Raw genomic sequence first — 22,904 nt, 5'->3', positions numbered from 1 at the left:
ACCGCGTGCGCGATGATCTGAGGTGGAAACCGGTGGCGCTTGTAACTGATCGACGATGACTTCATCGAAGTCACCTACGTCCAACTGCGTGCATGAGCAACCGAACGACAGTTAACGTGACAACACCGGTCACACAGCTTGAAGAGGCAATCCGGGAACTGCTGACAACCGAGCGAATTGTTCTGGACGCGGCCAGTCAGCCGGGATTTGACGTTCGAAACGTTTCAGGCGGCTTGGGCAGCGTTCGAGAAAGCGAGGGTCTGAACTCCCGGCTTTCAGCATTCGCCCGTTGCCCTGCTCTTACCGTCTCAACCGCGCCCGCGGTATGGGGGCACCCCTTGATCCGGGATCCAGACGCCTTCGGGCATCGGACCGGTTTGCCAGAACACGTCGATCGGAATGCCGCCGCGGGGATACCAGTATCCGCCGATGCGCAGCCACCGGGGCTCCAGGAACTCTTGCAGGCGACGTGCGATCGAGACCGTGCAATCCTCGTGGAAAGCTCCGTGGTTGCGGAACGAGCCCAGAAACAGTTTGAGGGCCTTGCTTTCCACCAACCACTGAGCGGGCACGTAATCGATCACCAGATGGGCAAAGTCCGGCTGTCCCGTCATCGGGCAAAGCGAGGTGAACTCCGGTGCGGTAAAACGCACGTTGTAATCAACATCGGCCTGCGGGTTCTGTACCCGCTCCAGCACGGCTTCTTCCGGGCTGGCGGGCATTTTCGTTTCTCCACCCAGCTGGGTGAGGTTGCTGTAGATACTGTCGGTCATCTTATCTCTCCTACGGTCAGACGCCGCGTTTGTTGCCCCAGACCAGAACGTGAAGCTGAGGCAGAATGCGTGGTGTGAACCATCTGGCATTCAGTGTTTTGTCGATCAGCCATTCCAGGCGGCTGGTGGCATTGGTCAGATCAACAGGGCTGGACGGGTCGGTTTCAGGGTTGCCGGGCTGCAGATACAGCGGCAGGTCCGGATAACGTTCGGCCACGTCCCGGGCCCAGTTGAAATCAGCGTCGTCAAAGATCACGATTTTCAAAGCCGTATGTTCGGGACGCACGGCCAGGCAAGCTTCGAATGCGGCCCAGTTCATCACCTCGCCACTGCTGGGCGGCTTCGGGCTGAGCACCAGCATTGCAAGATTGGAAAACCACGGTTTGGCGATCGAACCCTGAGTTTCACATGCAAAAGCATAGCCTTGAGAAACCCCGTGCTTGATCAGCGGGCCAAAGTCCTGAATGGCGGGGTTGCCGCCAGACAGCGACACGGTCAGGGGTTGCCCGCCGGAAAGGCATTGCACTTCGGACCAGACGGCTTCGGTTTCCATTGCAACCCAGTCGTGGCGATGCGCGCTGTCGACCGCGTGCAAGCTATCGCACCAACTGCAGCGAAAATCGCATCCGCCCGAGCGTACAAAGACCGTCGGTTGGCCGATAAGCGCGCCCTCGCCCTGTACTGTGGGGCCGAAGATTTCGGAAATCCGTAAGGTCATGGCCGATACTCGGCCCAGGTCTTGGGTGTTTCGGACACCCTTACCGCAGCGGTTTCAGGCCACCGGGCAAAACACCAATCAAAGAAATGCCGCGCGAGGTTTTCCGCAGTCGAGACCACGTTCAGCGCTTCATTCAGGTGCCGGTGATCAAACTCGTCATCGATATAGGTCTTGAGCGGTTTGAGCTCGTGATAATCACGCACGAACCCGTCGGCATTCAGATCCTTTCCGGCCAGTTCGACGACGACAATATAGTTGTGCCCATGCATGCGGGCGCATTGGTGATCATCGGGCAGGTGAGTCAGCTGGTGCGAGGCGGAAAAGTGGAATTCTTTGGTGATCCGGTACATCAGATCTGCGCCTCTGCAACGGCCGATTTCCAGAATTCGGCGTCTTCGTACTCGGTCGGGTCCGGTACGCCAGCCAAATCAAACGCCTCGCGCCGCTCAACGCAGGTGCCGCAACGGCCGCAGTGAACGTCGCCGCCCTTGTAACATGACCACGTCTGATCGAACGGAGTGCCCACACGGGCGCCCTCGGTAACGATATCCGCCTTGCTGCGGTGAACGAAAGGCACGTGCAGCGCCACATCCGCATAGCCGTCCAGCGCGGCGCGCTGCATGGTATCGAATGCGTCAGTAAACGTGGGGCGACAATCAGGGTAGATAAAGTGATCGCCGCCGTGCACGGCAGCAGCAACCGCGTCGTCTCCCTGAGCTGCCGCCACGCCATAAGCGATTGTCAGCATGATTGCGTTGCGATTGGGGACGACGGTCACTTTCATCGTTTCTTCTGCGTAGTGCCCATCCGGCACATCCACGTCGTCGGTCAGCGCCGAGCCGGTCAGGGACGCCCCAACCGACCGCAAGTCGATTACGTGATGGGGTACGTTCAGCTGTTCAGCGCAGGCCGCTGCGAATGACAGTTCCTTGGTGTGGCGCTGGCCATAGTCGAAGGACACAAGCCGAGATAGATGCCCGTCCGCCGCCAACACATGTGCCAGCGACACGGAATCCAGTCCGCCTGAGCAGACCAAAGTAGTTTTCATTTTTTCAGTCCTTGTTTTGATAGCCGGGTAGGCTGCGACCGGCGGGCGGGACGCATAAGGACTTTTCGCGATAAGCGCAATGCACGTCTTGGTGCGTTTGATGACGCGGGCGTTTTGGTCAGGCCTCAGTGAAGCGCGGTGGCACAAGCCCAGCTTGAAACCAGCTTACCAAGGACACAATGGAAAAGACCGGTAATCCCGTCGCTTGCCGGATATCTGCCGCGTAGGGGCACATATTCGTGCACTCCAAAACGATGGCTCCAAGGTCAGGATTTTCGGATTGCAAGGTCAGCGCAGCGTCAACGTTGTCTGCGCGCGCTTTGTCGACGTCCAAAGTCAGTTCGTTTCCCAGAATCGCGCGGGTGAATTCTCGGCCGCCTTCTGTGGTGCCGATGGGTGTGCCGTCAGGCACTTTGGCGCCGCGCAGGTGATCTTTGGACAGCGTGGATGCTGATATCGTCAGAATGCCAGCTCGTTTCCCGGCCGGAAGAGTGCGGTTCACCATGTCGACCTGCATCAGCGAGGATGTCACGACCGGGACCGGGACCGCCTCTGACAGTTCTTGCTGGAACAGGGAAAGGAACCCGCAATTGGTGGTGATGCCATCTGCACCATCTTTGACCAGTTCGCGGGCCGCGTCGATGAATGCATCCAGCATACCTTCAGCCCTGTGTCGGACCACACGATCCGGTGAGGCGTCGCGCACGATCCGATACAGCACCGGAAACGGCCATGTCAGCGCATTCCCCATATCGCCGGGGATTCGGGGAAACTGGGCGTCCAGCATGAGAATGCCGACAGATGCGCCGTATATGGATTTTCCGCCTTGGGCGATCATCACGATGCCTCCTCGATGATGCGGGCCGAGATGTCTTCGGACCCTTTCATGTAGATGTTGGAAATCCCGTGGCGTACAGCGTCCTGCACCTGATCCATGCGCTTTGTGATGTGCGCGCTTAGCACACGTGCGGCCTCATCCGCGTCGCGGTTCAGAAGAGCCCGCATGACTCGTTTGTGTTCGTCCTTCGAGCGCTGAACCCGGTCCAGACTCATGGAAATCCAGCGGATATAGCGGATGCGTTCATTAATCCGGATCAGGGTCTGCAACAGTTCGTTGTTGCCGGACAGGTTGGCGATGCCCAGATGGAACGCCTCGTCCCTGCTGACGGCTTCTTCGACAGTCAGGCCGGTGATCTCAATGCCTGTCGCATAAAGCTCATCATGCAGTGTCCTGAGGTCTTCATCCGACGCTTTTCCGCAGGTGGCGCGTGCAGCGGCGACCTCGATGATCTGGCGCAGCTCGAACAGGTCAAAAACGCTTTGCGCATCCAGTGGGCGGCAGAAAAACCCCTGACCGGGGCGAAAATCGAATAGTCGTTCGGCGACCAGCCGGTTCAACGCCTCGCGCAAGGGAGTCCGGCTGACGCCCAACTCTTTTGAGAGCGCTACTTCGTTCAGTCGGTCGCCGGGGCGAAGGCGAAACGAGACGGCCATCGCCTTTACCTGATCGTAGATGTCATCAACGCGTGGGCCCGCCATGAACTCGTCCTTTTGCCTTCGGCCCACAGGTGCCACAGCCCGCGCTTGAAATCAATATACAAAACTGTATACAGCTCTGTGTGCAGGGTGAACATGAAGGAATCACAAGCCATGACAGGGACGAATTATCTGACCGGAGCTGAGGCGATGGTGCGCATGCTTGAGGCACATGGCGTGAAGCACATGTTCGGCTTGTGCGGCGATACGACATTGCCCTTCTATGACGCGTTGGCGCGGATGGATCAGGGCATTCAGCACATCCTGACGCGGGATGAACGCCATGCGGCTTACATGGCGGACGGCTATGCCCGCGTGACCGGCAAGCCGGGTGTGTGTGAAGGCCCGTCCGGAGGAGGAGCCACTTATATCCTGCCGGGTGTGGTAGAGGCCAATGAAAGCTCGGTTCCCATTCTGGCAATCACCTCCGATGTCGCCACGACAAGCCGCGGGAAATACCCTTTGACCGAATTGGATCAGGCTGCACTGTTCAAGCCGCTGGCGAAATGGAACTCGTCGCTGGATGACGCGACACGATTGCCAGCAATGGTTCGCGCGGCGTTTCGGGCGATGACAACCGGAACACCCGGCGCAACCCATCTGGCGCTGCCCTTCGACACGCAAAAGGGGCAGGTTGACGAGGCCGAGATTTGGGCGGATCCCCGACACCGCAGCTATCCGGCTGAGCGGGCCGGTCCTGATCTGGATGCAATCGAAGCCGCCGCCGACATTCTTGCCAGGTCAAAATCGGCAGTCATCGTGTGCGGTGGCGGGCCGGTATTGTCCGGGGCCACTGATGCGTTGCGCCGGGTTGCGGGCCTGTTGGACATACCCGTTGCCACGACTGTTTCCGGGCAGGGGTCGATTGCCGAAACCGATCCGCTTGCGCTGGGCGTAGTGGGTTCTAACGGAGGAATTCCGGCAACTCGTGCCGTTGTGGATCAGGCCGATGTCGTCGTTTTTGTCGGTTGTCGCGCGGGATCGGTTACGACCGAACGCTGGCGAAGCCCCGCGCGGGACACCACGATCATTCATATCGACAGTGATCCTATGGTGATCGGTGCAAACTATCAGACAGAAGTGGCGATATGCGCGGATGCTCGGCTGGCGCTTGAGGCATTGGCGAGCGCATTGGAGGCGCGGAACGATCTGCCCAACCTAGGCGGTACCGCCAAAGCAAGTGCAGCGTGGGAGGCAAAGATGGCAGCATTTGCCCCGCTTGCCGCCAGCCGGGAAACTCCGATCCGGCCCGAGGCCGTGATGGCATCGCTGATGGATATCCTTGATGACGATGCGATTGTTGTCGCTGACCCGGGAACGCCTTGCCCCTATTTCAGTGCACATTATCGCTGGCGCAAACCGGGCCGGCACTTCATCACAAATCGAGCGCATGGTGCGTTGGGGTATTCGCTGGGTGCTGCTATGGGGGCGCATGTGGGTCGGCCATCGGTCAAGACGCTGGCCGTGATGGGAGACGGTTCCTTCGGTTTCACCTGCGGTGAGTTTGAAACGATGGTGCGGCACAACATGCCGATTACCTCGATCGTGTTTTCAAACTCGGTCTTCGGATGGATCAAGGCGGGTCAGGATTCGGGCTTTGGTCAGCGCTATTACAATGTCGATTTCAATCGGACCGATCATGCCGCAGTCGCCTCGGCCTTTGGTGTCAAATCATGGACGGTGAAAGACCCGGATGACCTGCGTAAAGTCCTGAAAGAGGCCGTTGAGCATGATGGTCCAACACTGGTTGATATCCATTCTCAGCAGCTTCACGAAGCTGCGGCTCCGGTTTCCGAATGGGTGGCATAAGACGCAATCGACGGGGTCAACTGGGCCAAAAACTCCTGCGCGATCGTCGATAACGGCCGCCCCTTGGCTGTGATGATCGCAAGGTCCAGCGTTACCGCCGGCCTGAAAGGGCGGGTTTGATATCCGCTCTCGCCATCGAACGTGACCGTAAAGGGGTCGATCATTGCGACGCCCATACCCTGTTTGACGAAACTCAACAGATTCTCGGACAAGTGCGTGTGAATCCGGGTTTGCCATGATCGCCCCGCGGCCTGAAAGATGTCGCGGGTTCGGCGGTGGGTCTGATGTTCAGGGCCCATCACGATAAAAGGTTCGTTTTCCAGAAGCTCTGGCGACAACACTTCATAAGCGGCCAAATGGCTGCCTTCCGGAAAAGTCGCCATCGTTTCGAAGTGAAAGACTTGATAGTTTAGCGTGTCGTGCAGAATTGGCATCTCGACAATGCCGATCTCGAACAGGCCAGAAATGACCCATTCCTGAATTTTCGAGGAATACTGAGATTGAAAGCTCACGGACAGGTTGGGACGTGATTTGGCAAACCGCGCAATCTCTCGCGGCATAAAGCCGAACGACAGTAGATGAGGGGCTGCGACTTGCAACTGCCCGGGGTGCTTGTTCTGTAAATCAGACACGGCTTGGGCAACGTGATCCAAACCGCGCACTACGGTATCGACCTCACGATATAACAGCTCTGCTTCGGGGGTCGGCAGCAGTCGGCCCTTGTTACGCTCGAAAAGGGGCAGCCGCGCTTCTCGCTCCAACTGCGCAAGCAGGTTACTGATGCCGGGTTGCGATATTCCAAGCACCGACGCGGCCCCTGTAACGGTTCCGGTTTCCATAATGGCGTGAAACGCCTGCAACTGACGAAAGCGCAGCGACACAGCTTACCTCATCATTTCTTATGATGGACTTACGAAAATATAGTATTTGAAATGATATGAGGGTCAAGGCAGGCTTCGTCCCATCGCGGGGAGGAAGAATGAGCACTCTGACACAAAAGATCATCGGGTATGACCTGTGGCATCTGGAACTGCCGGTCACATCTCGCCGTGATCACGGAATTGGGTCCGTCGAAGGTGTTTGCGAGGTCGTTGTCGTGCGGCTAACGTCCGAGGATGGCACTCAGGGCTTCGGCGAGGCGTCGCCTTGGTCGGTGTTTACCGGTACGCCTGAGGCGACGTACGCCGCGCTCAATCGCTATCTGCGGCCCTTGGTCATGGGCGCAAGGGTCGCCGACCGGGCCGCAATAATGTCTCGGGCGGCATATGCGGTGGCACATTGTACTGAGGCCAAGGCAGCGCTGGAAACTGCATTGCTTGACCTTGCTGGCAGGATTTCCGCCGTACCCGTCTGGTCTCTGTTGGGCGGAAAATGCCGGGATGCGATCCCGCTGAGCTGCTCTATCGCAAATCCCGATTTTTCGCAGGACATCGATTTGTTGGCGCGTCTGCGGGAAGATGGGGTTCGGATCGTCAAGCTGAAGACTGGGTTCAAAGACCACGCTTTTGACATCATGCGGTTGGAGTATTTGGCCCAGAACTGCCCTGAGCTCTCTGTACGTGTCGACTATAATCAGGGGCTCAGCATCGAAGACGCACCGGTTCAGGTGCGGGATGTAGCCCAGTTCAAGCCGGACTTCATCGAACAGCCCGTGCGTGCGCATCACTACGGTATGATGGCAAAGCTGCGGCAAATGACGGATGTGCCCTTGCTGGCGGACGAGAGTGTTTTTGGCCCCGAGGACATGGAGCGCGCTGCCCGCGAAGATATTTGCGACGGTGTTTCCGTAAAAATCATGAAATCCGGTGGTCTGACACGTGGTCAAACCGTTGCTCGTATCGCCGCCGCGCATGGGCTAAGCGTTTATGGCGGAGATATGTTTGAGGCCGGATTGGCGCACCTGGCGGGCACCCACATGATCGCCGCGACGCCGGAAATTACCTTGGGCTGCGAATTCTATCAGGCCTCGTATTTTCTGGCGGAGGACATTTTGGAGCAACCCTTCGAGGTGAATCGTGGTGAGGTTGTTGTTCCCGATGGACCGGGTTTGGGCGCAAGACCTGATCTGAGCAAGCTCGACCACTTTGCAGTGTCGAAAGCCGTGGCCGCATGAGCGAGCAGAAGACCATAGCCATTATCGGTGCTGGTATTGTTGGCGTCTCGGCAGCCGTCTGGCTGCAACGGGATGGCCATGATGTAATTCTGATCGACAAAGCAGGGCCGGGTGAGGGGACCTCGCATGGCAATGGCGGGGTGCTGGCGTCCTGCTCGATTGTTCCGGTGACTGTTCCGGGATTGCTTCGGAAAGCGCCGAAAATGTTGCTGAGCCCCTCTCAACCTTTGTTCTTGAAATGGGGGTATTTGCCGAAGCTGGTCCCGTGGCTGACGCGCTATCTGAAACATGCGAACTCTGATGATGTGGAACGGATTGCGTCCGCGCTGACACCGATTGTTGGCGACAGTCTGAACGATCACAAAGCACTTGCCGAAGGCACCGGGGCCGAGAAATGGATCGTGCCTTCGGATTATTTGTTTCTATATGAAAATCGCGCTCATTTTGAAGGAGATGCCTTTGGCTGGGATGTCCGGCGCAGGCACGGTTTTACATGGGAAGAGCTGGAGGGCCAGGCTTTTCACGCCTACGACCCGGTCTTCAGCCAGGATATCGGCTTCGCCGCAAAGCTTTCGGATCATGGCCATATCACTGACCCGGGTCGATATGTGAAAGACCTTGCCGCGCATATCGAGGAAAATGGTGGCAGGATTATCCGGGCCACTGTCGAAGATGTCGTTCGCGAAGATGGCCGGGTTACCGGCGTGCGGGCCGACGGAGAGACGATTTCCTGCGACACGGCGATCGTGACGGCTGGAGTCTGGTCTGGCCCGTTGGCCCAACAATTGGGTGTTTCTGTTCCTCTTGAAAGCGAACGTGGTTATCATCTTGAATTGGTAGAGCCTTCTGCCATGCCGCGTAGTCCAGTTATGGTGGCCTCGGGCAAGTTCGTAGCCACGCCAATGGAGGGGCGTATTCGGCTGGCGGGAATTGTCGAATTTGGCGGGCTCGAAGCAGCGCCTTCGCGCGCGCCATTTGAACTGATGCGCAAGAACGCCCGGGCGGCCTTTCCAGGCGTAACATGGAAGGAGGAAGTGGAATGGATGGGGCACAGGCCCGCACCGGCGGACTCGATCCCCGTTATCGGCGAGGTTCCGGGTGTTAAGGGCGCATACATGGGCTTTGGGCACCATCACATCGGTCTGACGGGCGGACCAAAAACAGGACGTCTGTTGGCGCAGATGATCGCGGGTCGGAAACCAAACACTGACATGAGCGTCTATGCGCCGTCACGCTACGCGACTTGAGAACTACCGGTGAAAAACACCGACAACTTTAAAATAGACAGGGAGAAAAAGATGAAGAAATTGACAAGCCTTCTGGCGGCAACCGCATTGACTGCCGCTGCTACAGCTCCGGCGGTGGCCGAAAAATGGGATATGCCCATGGCCTATTCGGCATCGAATTTTCATTCGGCCACGGGTGCGGAATTTGCGAAATGCGTGACCACCGGAACCGGTGGTGAGATTGAAATCGTCACCCATCCGTCCGGTTCCCTTTTCAAAGGTGCCGACATCAAACGCGCAATTCAAACAGGGCAAGCGCCGATTGGTGAGCGCCTGCTGTCGGGTCACCAGAATGAGAATGCACTATTCGGGTTCGACTCCATTCCGTTCCTGGCAACTTCGTTTGATGACAGTGCCAAGCTTTGGGAGGCTGCAAAGCCGTCGCTTGAAAAATTGTTGGCAGAACAGAACCTGACCCTGCTTTATGCCGTGCCGTGGCCACCGCAGGGCCTGTATTTCAAGGAAGAGGTGAATTCGGTGGCCGATATGGAAGGCATCAAGTTCCGGTCCTACAACAACGCCACGTCTCGCTTGGCGGAACTCACTGGCATGCTACCAGTGACCATTGAAGCGGCGGAAATCAGTCAGGCGTTCGCGACTGGTGTTGCTGACTCGATGGTGTCGTCAGGGTCGACCGGGTATGATCGGAAAGTCTGGGAAAGCCTGAACTATTTCTACGAAGTGGATGCCTGGCTGCCGCGTAACTACGTCATGGTTAACTCGGACATATGGGCTGGCGTATCTGACGCGAACAAGAACGTTATCAAGGCCTGCGCCGAACTGGCCGAGTATGCGGGCAACTGGCGAGCCAAGGAGTACACAGGCTTTACGCTGCAAGGGCTGCGCGATGGCGGTATGACCGTTGGTCCGGCGTCCGAGCAAATGACGAATGAGCTGAAAGAGATCGGCGTCACCATGACCAACGAATGGCTTGAGGCCGCGGGCGACGAGGGCAAAGCCATCGTCGATGCCTTCAACGCGTCTCAGTAATCATCCCGTTCCGGGCGGCGGTGCATACTGCCGCCCGTTTCATATCAAATAAACAAAGCGGGGATAGCATGGTGGCGTTACGAGGGCTTCGGTCCGTATTGGATTTCATTTATCAGGCAGCAGGGGTTCTGGCGGCACTTAGTTTGATTGCCATTCTTCTGCTGATCGTGGTGCAGATGCTGGCCCGCTGGACCGGCGAGGTCTTCCCCGGAGCACCCGATTATGCCGGCTATGCCATGGCCGCCGCATCGTTTCTTGCGTTTGCCAATGCGCTCAACCGGGGTAGCCATATACGTGTTTCGATACTGTTGAATGCGGTTCCGGATGGCGCGCGCCGTATCCTTGAAATCTGGTGCTTTGCCATTGGCTCGGCCGTGATGTGGTATTTCTGCTGGTACGCCTATCGCTTTGTCTACTGGAGCTGGAAGTTCAACGATATCAGTCAAGGGCAGGACAGAACCGCCCTGTGGATACCGCAATCAACCATGCTGATTGGGGCGGTGATTTTTGCCATCGCGCTGACCGATCACCTTGTCCACGTGCTGTTCCGGGGCGATCACCGTATCGTCCGCGATTTGGCCGATCAAAGCCACGGGGAGTGAGCGTATGGAAAACTTGTCTGTCATTATCCTCTTCCTGTTTGTCCTTTTCACCTTGCTTGGCACCGGCGTCTGGGTCGGCCTTGCATTGATGGGCGTTGCTTGGGTCGGGATGGAATTGTTCACCACGCGGCCCGTGGGCGACGTGATGATCACGACCATCTGGTCGGCGTCCTCGTCGTGGACCCTGACTGCGCTTCCGATGTTCATCTGGATGGGGGAAATCCTCTATCGAACGCGATTATCCGAAGATATGTTCAAAGGTCTTTCACCGTGGATGGCGCCCTTGCCCGGTGGGTTGGTGCATACCAACATCGTCGGCTGTACTGTCTTTGCTGCGGTGTCCGGATCATCAGCCGCCACGCTGACCACAGTCGGCAAAATGTCGATCCCCGAACTGCGCAAGCGCAATTATCCTGAACGGATGATCATCGGTACACTTACCGGCGCTGCGACACTGGGATTGATGATCCCTCCGTCGCTGACGCTGATCGTTTATGGCGTGACCATCAATGAATCGATTACAAAGCTGTTCTTTGCGGGGATCCTGCCCGGTCTGGTGCTGGCGACCATGTTCATGGGCTATGTCGCGATCTATTCGAAATTCGGTAAAGACTGGAACCCGAACAGCGAAGGCAAGCTGAGCTTCTCGCAAAAGCTGAAAAACTCACGCTTCTTGCTGCCTGTCATCCTGCTGATCATGGTTGTCATTGGGTCAATGTATCTGGGCTATGCCACCGCCACCGAGGCGGCTGCTTTTGGTGTGATCGGAGGGCTACTTCTGGCCGCAGGGCAGGGGTCACTCAACTGGAAGACGTTCACGGAAAGCCTGATGGGCGCGACCCGCACCAGTGCGATGATCGCGCTGATCCTTGCGGGGGCTGCGTTCCTGTCCCTGTCCATGGGATTCACCGGTCTTCCGCGGGGGTTGGCCGACCTGATCGCCGGGTGGGAACTAACGCGGTTCGAACTGCTGATGGTCTTGTTGGTCTTTTACATCATTCTGGGCTGTTTCCTTGATGGCATTTCCTCGGTGGTGCTGACCATGGCCGTAGTCGAGCCGATGATCCGCGATGCCGGTATCGACCTGATCTGGTTCGGGATATTCATTGTCGTCGTCGTTGAGATGGCGCAGATCACGCCGCCGATCGGGTTCAACCTGTTTGTGATGCAGGGCATGACAAACCACGAGATGAGCTATATCGCCCGTGCCGCAATCCCGATGTTCCTGATCATGGTGCTGATGGTGTTCGTTCTGATCTGGTTCCCGGAACTGGCCACCTGGCTGCCGGAAAATCTGCGCCAGAGCCCCGGCGGGTAGCGCGAAGTGAACCCTCTCCATCTGGCGGCCCGCCATGGGCCTTACGTCCTGGTCGCAGGGCTGGCCGCCGGACTGTTGCTGCCGGGATTGGCTGAACCGATGCGGGCTTTGCTACCGCCGCTGGTGGCATTGTTGTTGTTCCTGACTGTGCTGCGGATGGAGCCCTCATCGCTGCTGGGGTCATTGGCGGATCTGCATCAGGTGGCGAAAACGGTCGCCGTGTTTCAGTTGGGAATACCAATGGCGGTCCTGGCAATCGGTTTTCTGGGCGGTTGGACGGGCACGTCAGTGTTTTTGTCTCTGCTCGTCATGGCCTCTGCGCCCTCGATTTCCGGTAGCGCCAATATGTGCCTTATGATGGGATACCCGGCCGAACATGCGTTGCGTCTGATGGTGATCGGAACCGCGGTTTTACCGCTGACTGCGTTTCCCATTTTCTTGCTGATGCCAGAACTGGGCGACATTCAGTCTGTCCTGACCGCCGTGCTGCGCCTGTTCCTGACAATTACGGCTGCGACGCTATCCGCGGTTGCGCTGCGTCGGTTGTTGTTGCGCAACCCCACCCCGACGGCCCTTAAGAACATCGAGGGGTTGGCTACAATCACGCTGGCCGTCTTTGTCATCGGTTTGATGCCATCGGTCACTGCGACCGCGCTGGTTGATCCGGGGGTTGCGGTTTTCTGGATATTGTTCGCGTGTCTGGCCAATTTCGGTGCTCAGGTGTTTTCACTTTTCCTGACGCGCGACCGGATGGTGGCTGAAAAGTCCATCGCAATCTCTTTGATCGCCGGAAACCGAAATGTCGCGATATTTTTTCTCGCTCTGCCACCGGAAATCACTGCACCCATACTGGTCTTCATCGGTGCCTATCAGATTCCAATGTACCTGACCCCCATGGTGATGCGTAGGGTGTACCAAGCGCCAGCCGCGTCTTAACGCACCCGATCTCATGAAATTCTGCACATCTTCGGCAGAGGAAGTGCGCATTCGTTCGCAATTCTGGCGGTATGAAACGAACGATCACCGAACCTCTGACATGGGCTGCATTGGCGGCAGCCTCGGCAATACTCGCGGCGCAACCCGTGCACTGGCTTGTCAAAAGCTGGGTAAGTCCGGCTTACGGGTCTTTCGGATATCTCTACGTCCTTTTGATTACCGGTCTGGGTTGCGCCAGTCTGCTAAGCGGTGGGGCCAACGGAAGCAGTGCGAAAGCCCCGGTTCTGGCGCTTCTGATCACGGCGGCCCTGATCCGGTTATTGGGTCAGGTACTGGCCATCAATATCCTCAGCGCTCTGGCGCTTGCGGTAGATGTCTTTGCCCTTGTCCGTCTGTTGCGCCTGGAGCAAAGACCCTTCGCTCTTTCACCGTTCTGGATGGCGGTGCTGTTTCTGTTTTCCCTTCCGACCGAAGTGGTGTTGCAGCGCACTCTGGGATTTCCGCTACAAATGATCTCGGCCGATATTTCGTGTCAGATACTAAGGCTGTTGTTTGCCGACGTTGTTTGCGACGGTGTGCGTATCACGTTGGAACAACGCGATATTCTTGTGGACCTGCCTTGTTCAGGCGCTTCGGGGCTGTTGCTTTCGCTGGCCTTTGTCGTAACTCAGAACGCGATCATGCGGCCGCGGTTGCTGACAGCAGGAGCAAGCCTGTTGGCGATGGTCGGTTGTACGGCCTTGGGAAACAGCCTGCGTATCTCATTGCTGGCTATTGGTCTTGTCAACGATATGGATGTGATGGCTGAACCTTGGCATTCGCTGGTAGGGTTAGTGACGCTTGGCCTGACTGTTCTGCCCTTTGCCCTGTTCTATCGACCCCGCGAGACCAGTGTTGCCGACAACGCCCCCTCGAGGCGTTTCGCGTCAACGCGCCTTTCTTTGCCGGCCGGTCTGATCTGTCTGCTCGCGAGTCTGGCAATTGTCTCACTGAAGCCTGATCCGGTGGATGTATCCGGCATGGTCAATGGGCCGGAGATGCCAGCCCAAATCCATGGGATCAGGGCTCAGGAAATGCCTCTGACACCGCTGGAAGCCACCTATTTTGAAACCTATGGCGGTGAAGCGCAAAAGGCGCAATTCGGGCCGCTGGGGCTGAATGTGGTCAGTACGCGCGCGCCATTGCGTCATCTGCATGCACCTGAAATCTGTCTGCGCGGATTGGGATACAAGGTTCGCTTTCTTGGCACGCGATACGATGGCGCCCCCAGCGCTTACTACCAGGCGATTGGCCCCGATGGGGACAAGTGGCGGGTTGCGGTCAGCTACGTTTCCCAGTCCGGCCAGGTCACGCCCAGCGTGGGTGAGGCGATCTGGCGTTGGATGACCGGATCGGGCGGCACCTGGAGCAGCGTTCAGCGGATCACACCCTGGACGTTGGATCCCCGGCTCGGCGCAGAACTGGACGCGGCGGCGCTTGCATCACTCGACATTCAATTCATCAAAGGAACGGACATATGATACGACAGATTGCTTCTTTGACATTTATTCTGATGCCCGGATTTTGGGTATCCGATCTATACGCCCAGACCGTGGATGATGTTGCCGGTCGCGTAGTCGGCTCTACCGCGGCGGGCGAGGTCGACATGCCGTTGCTAAAATCGGACCTCAAGGTGGATATTCAGGGGGATATGGCAACGGTTCAGGTCCGTCAGGTATTCGCCAACCCCACAGATTCCCCCATGTCTGCTGAGTACCTTTTCCCGCTAAATCAGAACGCGGCTGTCTTTTCCATGCAGATGCAGGTCGGCGACGAAGTGGTTCGGGCGCAGATTCAACGTAAAGCCGAAGCGGAACAGACGTTCAAAAAAGCCGAGCAAGAGGGCAAGGCGGCTGCCCTGCTGACCCAGCATAGACCCAACATGTTCACACAGAGCGTTGCGAACCTGATGCCGGGTCAGCCCGTTACCGTCACTCTCAGTTATGTGCAGCCGGTTCCAAAGATAGACGGTGCGTACGAGTTGGTTTTACCACTGGTTGTTGGCCCCCGTTACGAGGGGGCTGCCAACAGTGATGAGAACCTGGGCGATCCTGTTTTGGCAGAGTATGTGGTTGACGAAGGCACGCCTGAAGTAACTGTTCCCATTGGTGGCTGGAATGTCTCAAAGCTCCCCGCATATCCGCCTGTTTCCGGCCTGACGATTCCAGAAATTATTGATCCTGCACGGGTATCCCTTGATGTGACCTTGGATGCAGCTGTTCCAATTTCCAAACTGGAGAGCTCGACACATGAATTGGATCTTGCCTGGACTGAGGGCTCGGTCGATGCGTCCTTTTCGAATGGTCGTGTGATCGACAATCGCGACGTAATTCTGCGCTACGAACTTGGGGGCGAGGACACAACGACCGGGGTCCTGTCGCACTACGATACGCGGGGCGGTTTTGTCTCATTGATGATCGAGCCGCCGAAAATGCCCGAAGAGGATGAGATCGCGGCCCGAGAACTGGTGTTTGTGCTGGACACATCCGGCTCTATGAACGGTGAACCTCTGGACGCAAGCAAGCGTTTCATGGAGGCGGCGTTGAAGGGTCTGCGTCCCGTGGACTACTTTCGTGTGATCCGGTTCTCTTCGGCGTCGTCAGAATTCGCAACCGGTGCTATGCCTGCAACACGCGGCAACATCGCAGCGGGCCAGCGTTATGTGCGTAGTTTGCGGGCAGGGGGCGGAACCGAGATCGACAATGCCATCCGCCATGCGTTTGCAACCCGGCAACCCGCCAATACTCTGCGCATCGTCGTTTTCCTGAGTGACGGCTACATTGGCAACGAGGCGCGCGTGCTGAAAACGATCCGCGGCCAGATCGGCGATGCCCGGATCTATGCTTTCGGAGTGGGCACCTCAGTGAACCGCTACCTGCTTGATGCCATGGCAGATGAAGGACGCGGTTATGCCCGCTATGTCGATCCGACGGAACAGGTCTCAGAGGTGGCGGAAACGCTTGCGCGCGACCTGAAGTCTCCTGTGTTGACCGATATCTCCATCGATTGGGGAGGGTTGAATGTCACGGACGTCGTTCCACAGCGGATACCGGATCTGTTCGATGGCGGCTCGGTTCGTGTTTTGGCGCGATACGAAGGCGGCGGGCCGGCCGATGTTCAGATTAAGGGGCTGGTTCAGGGCCGCAAAGCCAATATGCCGCTGTCCCTGAATTTACCCGCGACACCGGACCCAGAGGGTGAGCAGAGCGCAAGCGCTTCGATCCCGCTGACCTGGGCGCGCAGCAAAATCGCTGATCTGGACCGGGCCATTGCCGTTCAGGATGGCGAAGAAGGGCAATTGAAGAAACAAATTGCAGAGCTCGGCATAGGCTTCAATTTGCAGACCCGTTACACCTCGTTTGTGGCGGTTTCGAACGCCATTGTGAACGAAGGCGAAGTCCCTGCCAGAAAGTCTGCCGTTCCATTGCCGCAAGTGGCTGGCGTGAGCGCGCAAGCCTACCCAAACAGTGGCTTCAGCGGGTCTTCCACACCGGAACCCCAAACCCTTTTCGGGATTATCACTCTGCTGGCTTTGGGTGCCCTGCGCCTGTCCCGAACAAAGGGGAAATCGGCATGAGCTTTGTTCCATACAAACTTCGCACGGATGCTTGGTGGCTTGACGGCGAAATCACCTGGCGCGGGCCTCAAGTTCGCAACAGGGCAAATGGCTCACTTGACCGTGCCAACGCCAGTATGATCTGTGATCGGAGCACCTACGCGACGGCGGCGACTGAAGACAATGGCAAACCAAATCCTGATTGCAGATGATGATGCCCGTATTCGGGACGTGGTGCGCTTTGCGCTGGAGGACTCCGGTTTCCAGATTACCGAAGCGGCAACAGGTCTGGAGGCTTTGGACCGGTTTGGCGAAACGCCTGCTGATCTCGTCGTACTGGATATCGGCATGCCGGACATGGATGGGTTGGATGCCTGTCGGGAAATTCGCCAGAAGTCCAACGTGCCGATCCTCTTTCTGACCGCGCGCGATGAAGAGATCGACCGCATTCTGGGCTTTCAACTGGGTGGGGATGACTATGTCACCAAGCCCTTCAGCCCGCGCGAGCTGGTGCTGCGCATCCGCGCCATCCTTGCCCGTTCGGCCTCGCCCGCGCCGGCGGATGATGTAACGGTTGTTCAGGACTTGCGTTTGGACGAAAACGCCCATCGCTGCACCCTTTCTGAGGTCGAACTGCAGCTGACCGGGATCGAGTTTTCGGTTTTGGCGACGCTTGCCAAATCTCCGGACAGGGTGTTTTCCCGGTCTCAGCTGATTGAGCAGGTCTATGGGCAAAACACCTATCTCTCGGGTCGAACGGTGGACAGCCACATTCGAAACATTCGTCAAAAGGCCCGTGCGGCGGGCTACCCGGACCTGATCCAGACTGTCCACGGGATAGGCGTGAAACTGGGTGTTTGTCAGTGCTGAAGGTCACAAGGAAATGGCGGCCTTCTCTTGCACTGGTGATATCGTTGGTCTGTTTCGGGCTCGTGGCCTTGCCGATCATCGGTGTTTTGGGTGCACGCTTGTCCAGCAACCAGTTCGCGCGCGAAACCGAACGCAGCCTGCTGGCCCAGGCCGCCATCTTTGCTGAGGTTTACGCGGCTGCTTTCGCCCAACACCAGCCATTGCCAGAAGTTGGTCAGAGCCTTTCGGAAGCACAGATCGCGCGTCTTGCGCTGGACCATCATCCCATTCCGCCCCGACTTGACTTGTTTCGCGGCTGGATTTCGCCCCCGCGTCCCGATCCGATCGAGACATCTGAAGCGCTCCACCCGCCCTACATAGCGATTTCCCAGTCCCTTTCCCAACTGGCTGCATCGGCCAAGAAGACAACGTTGTCGGGCTATCTCTTCGTGGATCATTCCGGCCAGATCGTTGCCAGCAGTGGATCAATCCGCGGATCGGTGGGTCACGTCCCCGAAGTGGCGCAAGCATTAGAGGGCGAAACGGTCACATTGCTGCGGTTCAGGGATGACCAAACAGACCGGCATCTATTGAATTCTATCAGCCGCGACACGTCTTATCGTGTCTTCGTTGCACATCCCGTCATCGTAAACGACCGGGTTATCGGTGCGGTCTACCTTTCGCGGACACCGATGGACCTGCGCAAGTTTCTGTTTCAAGAGCGTTATACATTGGGGTCGGTCGCCGCTTTTATGGTGTTGTCCGCAGCCCTTGTCGGGTTCCTGATGTGGCGGCTGATCTCCAAACCCATTCGTGATCTCAGCATTCAGAGCCGCGATGTGGCGAGCGGGCTCAAAACTGTGCCTGATCCGGTGCGGCATTACGGCGTGCGTGAATTGGCGGATCTGGGCCATAACGTGGTATCGATGGCCTCGACACTGTCGGATCGGTCGGCCGCGATCGAAACCTATACCAACCATGTCACGCACGAGTTGAAGTCTCCGGTAACGGCGATCCTTGGCGCGGCAGAACTGCTTGCTGATGCAAGCCCTGATGCTTCGGATGTTCGACACCAGAAACTGGTGAGCAACATTCAGGAAGAGGGCTTGCGTATGAATGCGCTGCTGGAACGTTTGCGCGAATTGGCAAGGGCCTCTGTCCAGACCGACCGGACGCGGACACCGCTTGAGGAAATTGTCGCCTGTGCGGCAGCGGAATTCACCGATCTTACGATAAATCTGCATGCTGACGATGGCGTTACCCTTCCTTTGTCCGCAGATCAAAGTCAGATCGTACTGCATCACCTGTTGCAAAACGCGCATCAGCATTCGGCCACGCGAATTGACATCACCTACGACACCGAGTCCCACAGTCTGACGATCAAGGACAACGGGACTGGGATTTCCAGCCGAAATCATGAACGGATTGTTGAGCCGTTCTTTACGACACGTCGGGATGCCGGCGGTACCGGAATGGGATTGGCCATTATAGCTGCGGTGCTGCATCAGGTGGGTGCGCGCATTCGTTCGGAACCTGTCGAACAAGGTGCACTTTTTCGAATAGTATTCGATCAGACCCATGACGCCAGTTAAGACATCAGGGTCGTTTCTCGAAGTGTGACTGGGTTAGTTCGAGGATGCCACTAGGGAAACGTCGCTAGAACGCTTCGTTCGATTTCGGGGCGCAATGTTCCGTTGCAACACAATTGTAGCTACCACTGTTAGGATTGCGCCGGGCCACGTCGCCACGGGCGGCAGGCCTTCTCCAAGCGCGAGGCCGATAAGAAGAACCAGCGCAGGATTCAGGAACGTGTAGGATACAACTTTCGTTGGTCCGATCTGTGTCGTGCTCCATTGAAACGCGAAGAACGTGACGATTGTGGTGAAAACTGCCAGATAAGCGATACCGGCAAATACATTGCCCGGAATGGACGTCCACTGGACGTTGCCCAGGCTGGGGAGCGACAACACGAACAACCAGAACGCGCCAGTGGCCAGAATCCAGAAGGTCATACGTGCCATGGGTTCGCCGCGATGCAGAACCTTTATCAAAGTACTATAGCTGGCCAGCGCAATTGTTCCCGCCAGAAACAAAAGGTCTCCGTTGCCGATCTCAAGCGTAAGCAGTGCCTTTGGATTGCCACGAAAAATGACCCAGATCGCCCCTAATGTGCCGATCGGAAGCGCGATCCGCGCCGAAAAAGTCAACCGCTCGCCGAGCAGGATCGCAGCGAAGACCGCAGTGATAACCGGGCTCAGAGCAAAGATTGCGGCTGTGTTCAGTGGCGTGGTCATCCGAAGCGACGCAAACATGCACCAGAAGAACGTCACCAAAAGGATGCTTAGTATTCCATAGCGTCCGAGATCGCGCAGACTTGGCCGTACAATTCCGTATCGCAAGGCAACGAGCGGGGCGAACAGCGAGGTTGCCAGAGCAAAACGAACGAAGGTCAGCACAACACTGTTGAGATCGTCGGTAATGGCCGCCACGACCGGAAAGGAAGTCGCAACGAGGCAAGTGGCCACCAGCATCAGCCCGTGAACTTGAAACGTGGACCCGGTACCAACGTTTGGGCGCGATGTATTCTGATGCAGGGTCATCGCAGCCTCCTATTCCGCAGCTATTGTGTTGAAACGATCTGGAAACGCGCCTGAGAAGGAAATCTGATCCAGTGGCATCCGGCCACTTGGAGCCTCTCGAACCCGCAACGCGTCCGGCAGGCGGGTAATGTCTGATTGGCGACCGATGGTGATCCCGATCTCCAGCCGAAAGCGATCGGGCAAATTCAACACCTGCGGCGCGGCGCTGAACTCAAGGCCTGCCATTGCATGGGCGGCGTAGCCAAGGGCAGTGGCCTGCAACGCAATCTGCATCCACGCAGCGCCTGCATCGAAACTGTTATAGCCGGACATCGCGTCGGGCCGATCCTGATCGCCGGGCATTACGGTGTCCGAAATCAGAAAAATCAGCGCGGATGCGTCTATTGCCCATTGCTGATTGAACGGATCGAGGAGAGAGCAGAAGTCTGACCAGTGAACGTCGTCGCGACGGGCGTAAAGAAACCGCCACGGCTGAACGTTGTATGCGGAGGGCGCCCAACGTCCTGCCTCCAGAATCGTCAGGAGATCGGACGCTGGCATCGCCGATGCATCATAAGCGCGCGGAGACCAGCGCGACAGAAAAAGCGGTTCAATCGGGTGATCCGGGGTTCTTGCGGTGGGCTGCATTTCGAGCTCTCCAATCCGTAGGTTTCGGTTTTTTTCGGAGCGTGAGCGGCAAAGGGCCGCCACGCTTGTGTCATGGCTTTGAGATACGCTCATGTCTTTGAGTGGAGAATATGGGGATTGGTGAAAAGATAATTCACTGTTAGTAAATAAAGATGAACCAAATGACCGCATTGACCGTTTTCCGTACCGTCGTAGAGCACGGTAGCTTTGCAGCCGCGTCGCGTAAGCTGGGGCTTTCACCGGCTGCGATCAGCAAAAACGTCAGCGAGTTAGAAGCCCATCTGTCCACCCAGCTGATCAATCGCACAACACGCCGCATGAACCTGACCGAAGCAGGTGCGGTTTATTTCGAACGCGTGGTCCGGATTCTTGACGACTTGAAAGACGCCGACGGCTCGATCCAGGCTAATCAAAACAATCCATCAGGGCTGTTACGCGTCAGTGCTCCGATGACCTTGACGCTTGTCGGCCTGTCTGAGGTCATCCCAAGGTTTCTGGACCGCTATCCGGATCTGTCACTGGACCTCAATCTTGACGATCGCAGAGTCAACCTGATCGAAGAAGGGTTCGACATAGCCCTGCGCGGTAGTGACAACCTTGAAGATTCAAACCTGATCGCCCGAAAACTACTCACGATGGAGCATGTACTCTGCGCGTCGCCCTTGTATTTCGAAAGGCATGGGTTTCCACAACAGCCCGGCGATCTGGAGCAACACAATTGCATCCAATTCACCTTGTCTGGGCATGCAAAGAAATGGTCTTTCAGCATAGGAAACCGGACTGTGGCGGTTCCGGTCAGAGGCCGCTATCAGGTTTCCTCTAGCCTGGCAGTTCGTGATGCTTTGCGAGCGGGTTTCGGGCTCAGTCTCATCCCGCGCATGTATGTGGCAGACGATTTGGCTTCGGGGCGGCTTTGTACGGCGCTCGACGACTGGACGCCAAATGAAACGTCCCTTTATGCAGTTTATCCCTCGCGGCGTTATGTCGACTCAAAAGTCCGTGTTTTTCTCGACTTTTTGGTTGAAGAGCTGCGCGGCTAAATCAATTGGTCGCCAAAAGACCTGCCGAGACGCTTGCATGATAAGCGTCCCGGCAGATCGCGGACGAGAGTGGTACTCTGCAATCGGTTTCTTGATTGAGTGTTCAAAAGGCGAGTTTGTAATGCCTAGTTCTGGATCAGCAGGTTTTGCTTGATCGCATCGACCTCGTGATCGCTGATGCCAAGAATATCTCGCCTATAAAATTCAAACGAGCCGTATTTGTCCGTGATGATCTGCAGCGAAGCTTCGATCTGTTCGGGATGCGCTCCAAACGCTGGGCGCAGCGACTGAGGGCCTTGGCCAACAAGTTTTTCGAGTTCTCCGAATGTGTAAACATTCGTTGCAAGGTAGTCCGGCATGACATCTTCTTTCGAATAGCCAAGTGTAAGAAGGGTGACGGCCGCCATAAACCCGGTCCGGTCTTTGCCGCCGGCACAGTGAAAGAGCAGCGGAAAATTGTTGCTGTCGGTCAGCAGATGCAGAAATCGGGACACCTGCGGGTCGAACTTTGTCGCAAAGTCCTGATAGCGGTCGATCCTCGTCTGGCGCAGATCGACACCATGGTCCTCAAGCAGCTGGTTGATTTCTTCGAACTTACCGTCGAACCACATCGGGCGAATTTGCTCAGCAACTTCGAGTGGCATAATCTTTTCGATGTCGGCGGGATCCGAGCCAATCGGCAGGTTGACGTCGAAGTCTACCGAGTCAATGCGCGAATTGGGGTGCGTCTCTAGCTCGTCATGGGATCGGAGGTCAACAATTGTTTCAAGGCCAAGTGCGTTCAGCTCGGCAACCGCAGCCTCGGACAGGTCATAGAGTTGATCCGAACGAAACAAGATGCCGGGCTTGATCCCGCCATCCGGCGTTGTCAGTTGTCTGAAATTTTCCAGACCTTCAATAGGATGCGAAACCGGCAGCTCATCACATTGGCTGGGCAGCTCAATAGCAAGAGACGTGTCGCACGCCGCCGACTGGGCGGTCACAGCACTTGAAGCTATAGGACTCACTACGAAAGCGAGCACTAGAGGGGAAAAGGCTTTCATTCGGGCACTCCGGGATGTGCG

Annotated in this window: 22 protein-coding genes; 12 read left to right on the top strand and 10 right to left on the bottom strand. The window is 57.0% G+C overall.

Annotated features, from left to right (window positions below; translation table 11 throughout):
- Window positions 1–308 precede the first annotated feature (308 nt).
- The 6 genes from queF to MHN28_RS19545 all read right to left on the bottom strand — a co-directional run bounded on the left by queF (window position 309) and on the right by MHN28_RS19545 (window position 4,078).
- On the bottom strand, window positions 309–773 hold the full coding sequence (gene queF / locus MHN28_RS19570; RefSeq protein WP_239344259.1) for a preQ(1) synthase: 465 nt from the start codon (window positions 771–773) through the stop codon (window positions 309–311).
- Window positions 774–789: 16 nt separating this feature from the next.
- Entirely contained in the window at window positions 790–1,491 is a 702-nt protein-coding gene (queE, locus tag MHN28_RS19565; protein WP_239344258.1) for a 7-carboxy-7-deazaguanine synthase QueE, read from the bottom strand.
- The gene (gene queD / locus MHN28_RS19560) at window positions 1,488–1,841 is read right to left on the bottom strand and encodes a 6-carboxytetrahydropterin synthase QueD (RefSeq protein ID WP_239344257.1); all 354 of its coding nucleotides are present in this window, start codon (window positions 1,839–1,841) and stop codon (window positions 1,488–1,490) included. The genes queE and queD overlap by 4 nt, the downstream gene beginning before the upstream one ends.
- Window positions 1,841–2,539, bottom strand: coding sequence for a 7-cyano-7-deazaguanine synthase QueC (gene queC, locus MHN28_RS19555; protein WP_239344256.1), 699 nt, complete (start codon window positions 2,537–2,539; stop codon window positions 1,841–1,843). The genes queD and queC overlap by 1 nt, the downstream gene beginning before the upstream one ends.
- A gap of 118 nt (window positions 2,540–2,657) precedes the next feature.
- Window positions 2,658–3,377: an aspartate/glutamate racemase family protein gene (locus MHN28_RS19550; RefSeq protein WP_239344255.1), complete on the bottom strand. Its 720-nt coding sequence runs from the start codon at window positions 3,375–3,377 to the stop codon at window positions 2,658–2,660.
- Window positions 3,377–4,078: a GntR family transcriptional regulator gene (locus tag MHN28_RS19545; RefSeq protein WP_239344254.1), complete on the bottom strand. Its 702-nt coding sequence runs from the start codon at window positions 4,076–4,078 to the stop codon at window positions 3,377–3,379. The genes MHN28_RS19550 and MHN28_RS19545 overlap by 1 nt, the downstream gene beginning before the upstream one ends.
- A 111-nt stretch (window positions 4,079–4,189) precedes the next feature.
- On the opposite strand from MHN28_RS19545, the gene MHN28_RS19540 reads away from it, so the two are divergent.
- The gene (locus tag MHN28_RS19540; RefSeq protein ID WP_239344253.1) at window positions 4,190–5,884 is read left to right on the top strand and encodes a thiamine pyrophosphate-binding protein; all 1,695 of its coding nucleotides are present in this window, start codon (window positions 4,190–4,192) and stop codon (window positions 5,882–5,884) included.
- Here the strand turns inward: MHN28_RS19540 and MHN28_RS19535 are convergent.
- Complete coding sequence (locus MHN28_RS19535) at window positions 5,845–6,765, bottom strand: LysR family transcriptional regulator (RefSeq protein WP_239344252.1); 921 nt, start codon at window positions 6,763–6,765, stop codon at window positions 5,845–5,847. The genes MHN28_RS19540 and MHN28_RS19535 overlap by 40 nt on opposite strands.
- A gap of 98 nt (window positions 6,766–6,863) precedes the next feature.
- On the opposite strand from MHN28_RS19535, the gene MHN28_RS19530 reads away from it, so the two are divergent.
- The 10 genes from MHN28_RS19530 to MHN28_RS19485 all read left to right on the top strand — a co-directional run bounded on the left by MHN28_RS19530 (window position 6,864) and on the right by MHN28_RS19485 (window position 19,165).
- Window positions 6,864–7,997, top strand: a complete 1,134-nt coding sequence (locus MHN28_RS19530; protein ID WP_239344251.1) for an enolase C-terminal domain-like protein — start codon at window positions 6,864–6,866, stop codon at window positions 7,995–7,997.
- A complete protein-coding gene (locus MHN28_RS19525; protein WP_239344250.1) occupies window positions 7,994–9,244 on the top strand; it encodes an FAD-binding oxidoreductase in 1,251 nt (416 codons plus the stop codon). The genes MHN28_RS19530 and MHN28_RS19525 overlap by 4 nt, the downstream gene beginning before the upstream one ends.
- A gap of 51 nt (window positions 9,245–9,295) precedes the next feature.
- On the top strand, window positions 9,296–10,273 hold the full coding sequence (locus tag MHN28_RS19520; RefSeq protein WP_239344249.1) for a TRAP transporter substrate-binding protein: 978 nt from the start codon (window positions 9,296–9,298) through the stop codon (window positions 10,271–10,273).
- 68 nt (window positions 10,274–10,341) lie between these two features.
- A complete protein-coding gene (locus MHN28_RS19515) occupies window positions 10,342–10,875 on the top strand; it encodes a TRAP transporter small permease (protein ID WP_239344248.1) in 534 nt (177 codons plus the stop codon).
- Between the two features lie 4 nt (window positions 10,876–10,879).
- Window positions 10,880–12,193: a TRAP transporter large permease gene (locus MHN28_RS19510; RefSeq protein ID WP_239344247.1), complete on the top strand. Its 1,314-nt coding sequence runs from the start codon at window positions 10,880–10,882 to the stop codon at window positions 12,191–12,193.
- A gap of 6 nt (window positions 12,194–12,199) precedes the next feature.
- Entirely contained in the window at window positions 12,200–13,129 is a 930-nt protein-coding gene (locus MHN28_RS19505) for a hypothetical protein (protein ID WP_239344246.1), read from the top strand.
- A 71-nt stretch (window positions 13,130–13,200) separates the two neighbouring features.
- Window positions 13,201–14,649: an exosortase T gene (gene xrtT, locus MHN28_RS19500; protein ID WP_239344245.1), complete on the top strand. Its 1,449-nt coding sequence runs from the start codon at window positions 13,201–13,203 to the stop codon at window positions 14,647–14,649.
- On the top strand, window positions 14,646–16,745 hold the full coding sequence (locus MHN28_RS19495) for a VIT and VWA domain-containing protein (protein WP_239344244.1): 2,100 nt from the start codon (window positions 14,646–14,648) through the stop codon (window positions 16,743–16,745). The genes xrtT and MHN28_RS19495 overlap by 4 nt, the downstream gene beginning before the upstream one ends.
- Before the next feature lie 162 nt (window positions 16,746–16,907).
- Window positions 16,908–17,594, top strand: coding sequence for a response regulator transcription factor (locus MHN28_RS19490; protein ID WP_239344243.1), 687 nt, complete (start codon window positions 16,908–16,910; stop codon window positions 17,592–17,594).
- A complete protein-coding gene (locus MHN28_RS19485; RefSeq protein WP_239344242.1) occupies window positions 17,588–19,165 on the top strand; it encodes an ATP-binding protein in 1,578 nt (525 codons plus the stop codon). The genes MHN28_RS19490 and MHN28_RS19485 overlap by 7 nt, the downstream gene beginning before the upstream one ends.
- Window positions 19,166–19,198: 33 nt before the next feature.
- Here MHN28_RS19485 and MHN28_RS19480 read toward each other — a convergent pair whose 3' ends face one another.
- Entirely contained in the window at window positions 19,199–20,173 is a 975-nt protein-coding gene (locus MHN28_RS19480) for a DMT family transporter (protein WP_239344241.1), read from the bottom strand.
- A 9-nt stretch (window positions 20,174–20,182) separates the two neighbouring features.
- Entirely contained in the window at window positions 20,183–20,800 is a 618-nt protein-coding gene (locus MHN28_RS19475; protein ID WP_239344240.1) for a nitroreductase family protein, read from the bottom strand.
- A 161-nt stretch (window positions 20,801–20,961) separates the two neighbouring features.
- Between MHN28_RS19475 and MHN28_RS19470 the strand changes: the two genes are divergently transcribed.
- On the top strand, window positions 20,962–21,840 hold the full coding sequence (locus MHN28_RS19470) for a LysR family transcriptional regulator (RefSeq protein ID WP_239344239.1): 879 nt from the start codon (window positions 20,962–20,964) through the stop codon (window positions 21,838–21,840).
- A gap of 125 nt (window positions 21,841–21,965) precedes the next feature.
- Here the strand turns inward: MHN28_RS19470 and MHN28_RS19465 are convergent, their stop codons facing one another.
- Window positions 21,966–22,883 (bottom strand): tyrosine-protein phosphatase, encoded by a 918-nt coding sequence (locus MHN28_RS19465; RefSeq protein ID WP_239344238.1) that lies wholly within the window; start codon window positions 22,881–22,883, stop codon window positions 21,966–21,968.
- Window positions 22,884–22,904: the final 21 nt, after the last annotated feature.

The sequence above is a fragment of the Ruegeria sp. Ofav3-42 genome (genome assembly GCF_022347725.1).
GTDB lineage: Bacteria > Pseudomonadota > Alphaproteobacteria > Rhodobacterales > Rhodobacteraceae > Ruegeria.
This window is presented reverse-complemented; position numbering and strand designations above follow the sequence as displayed.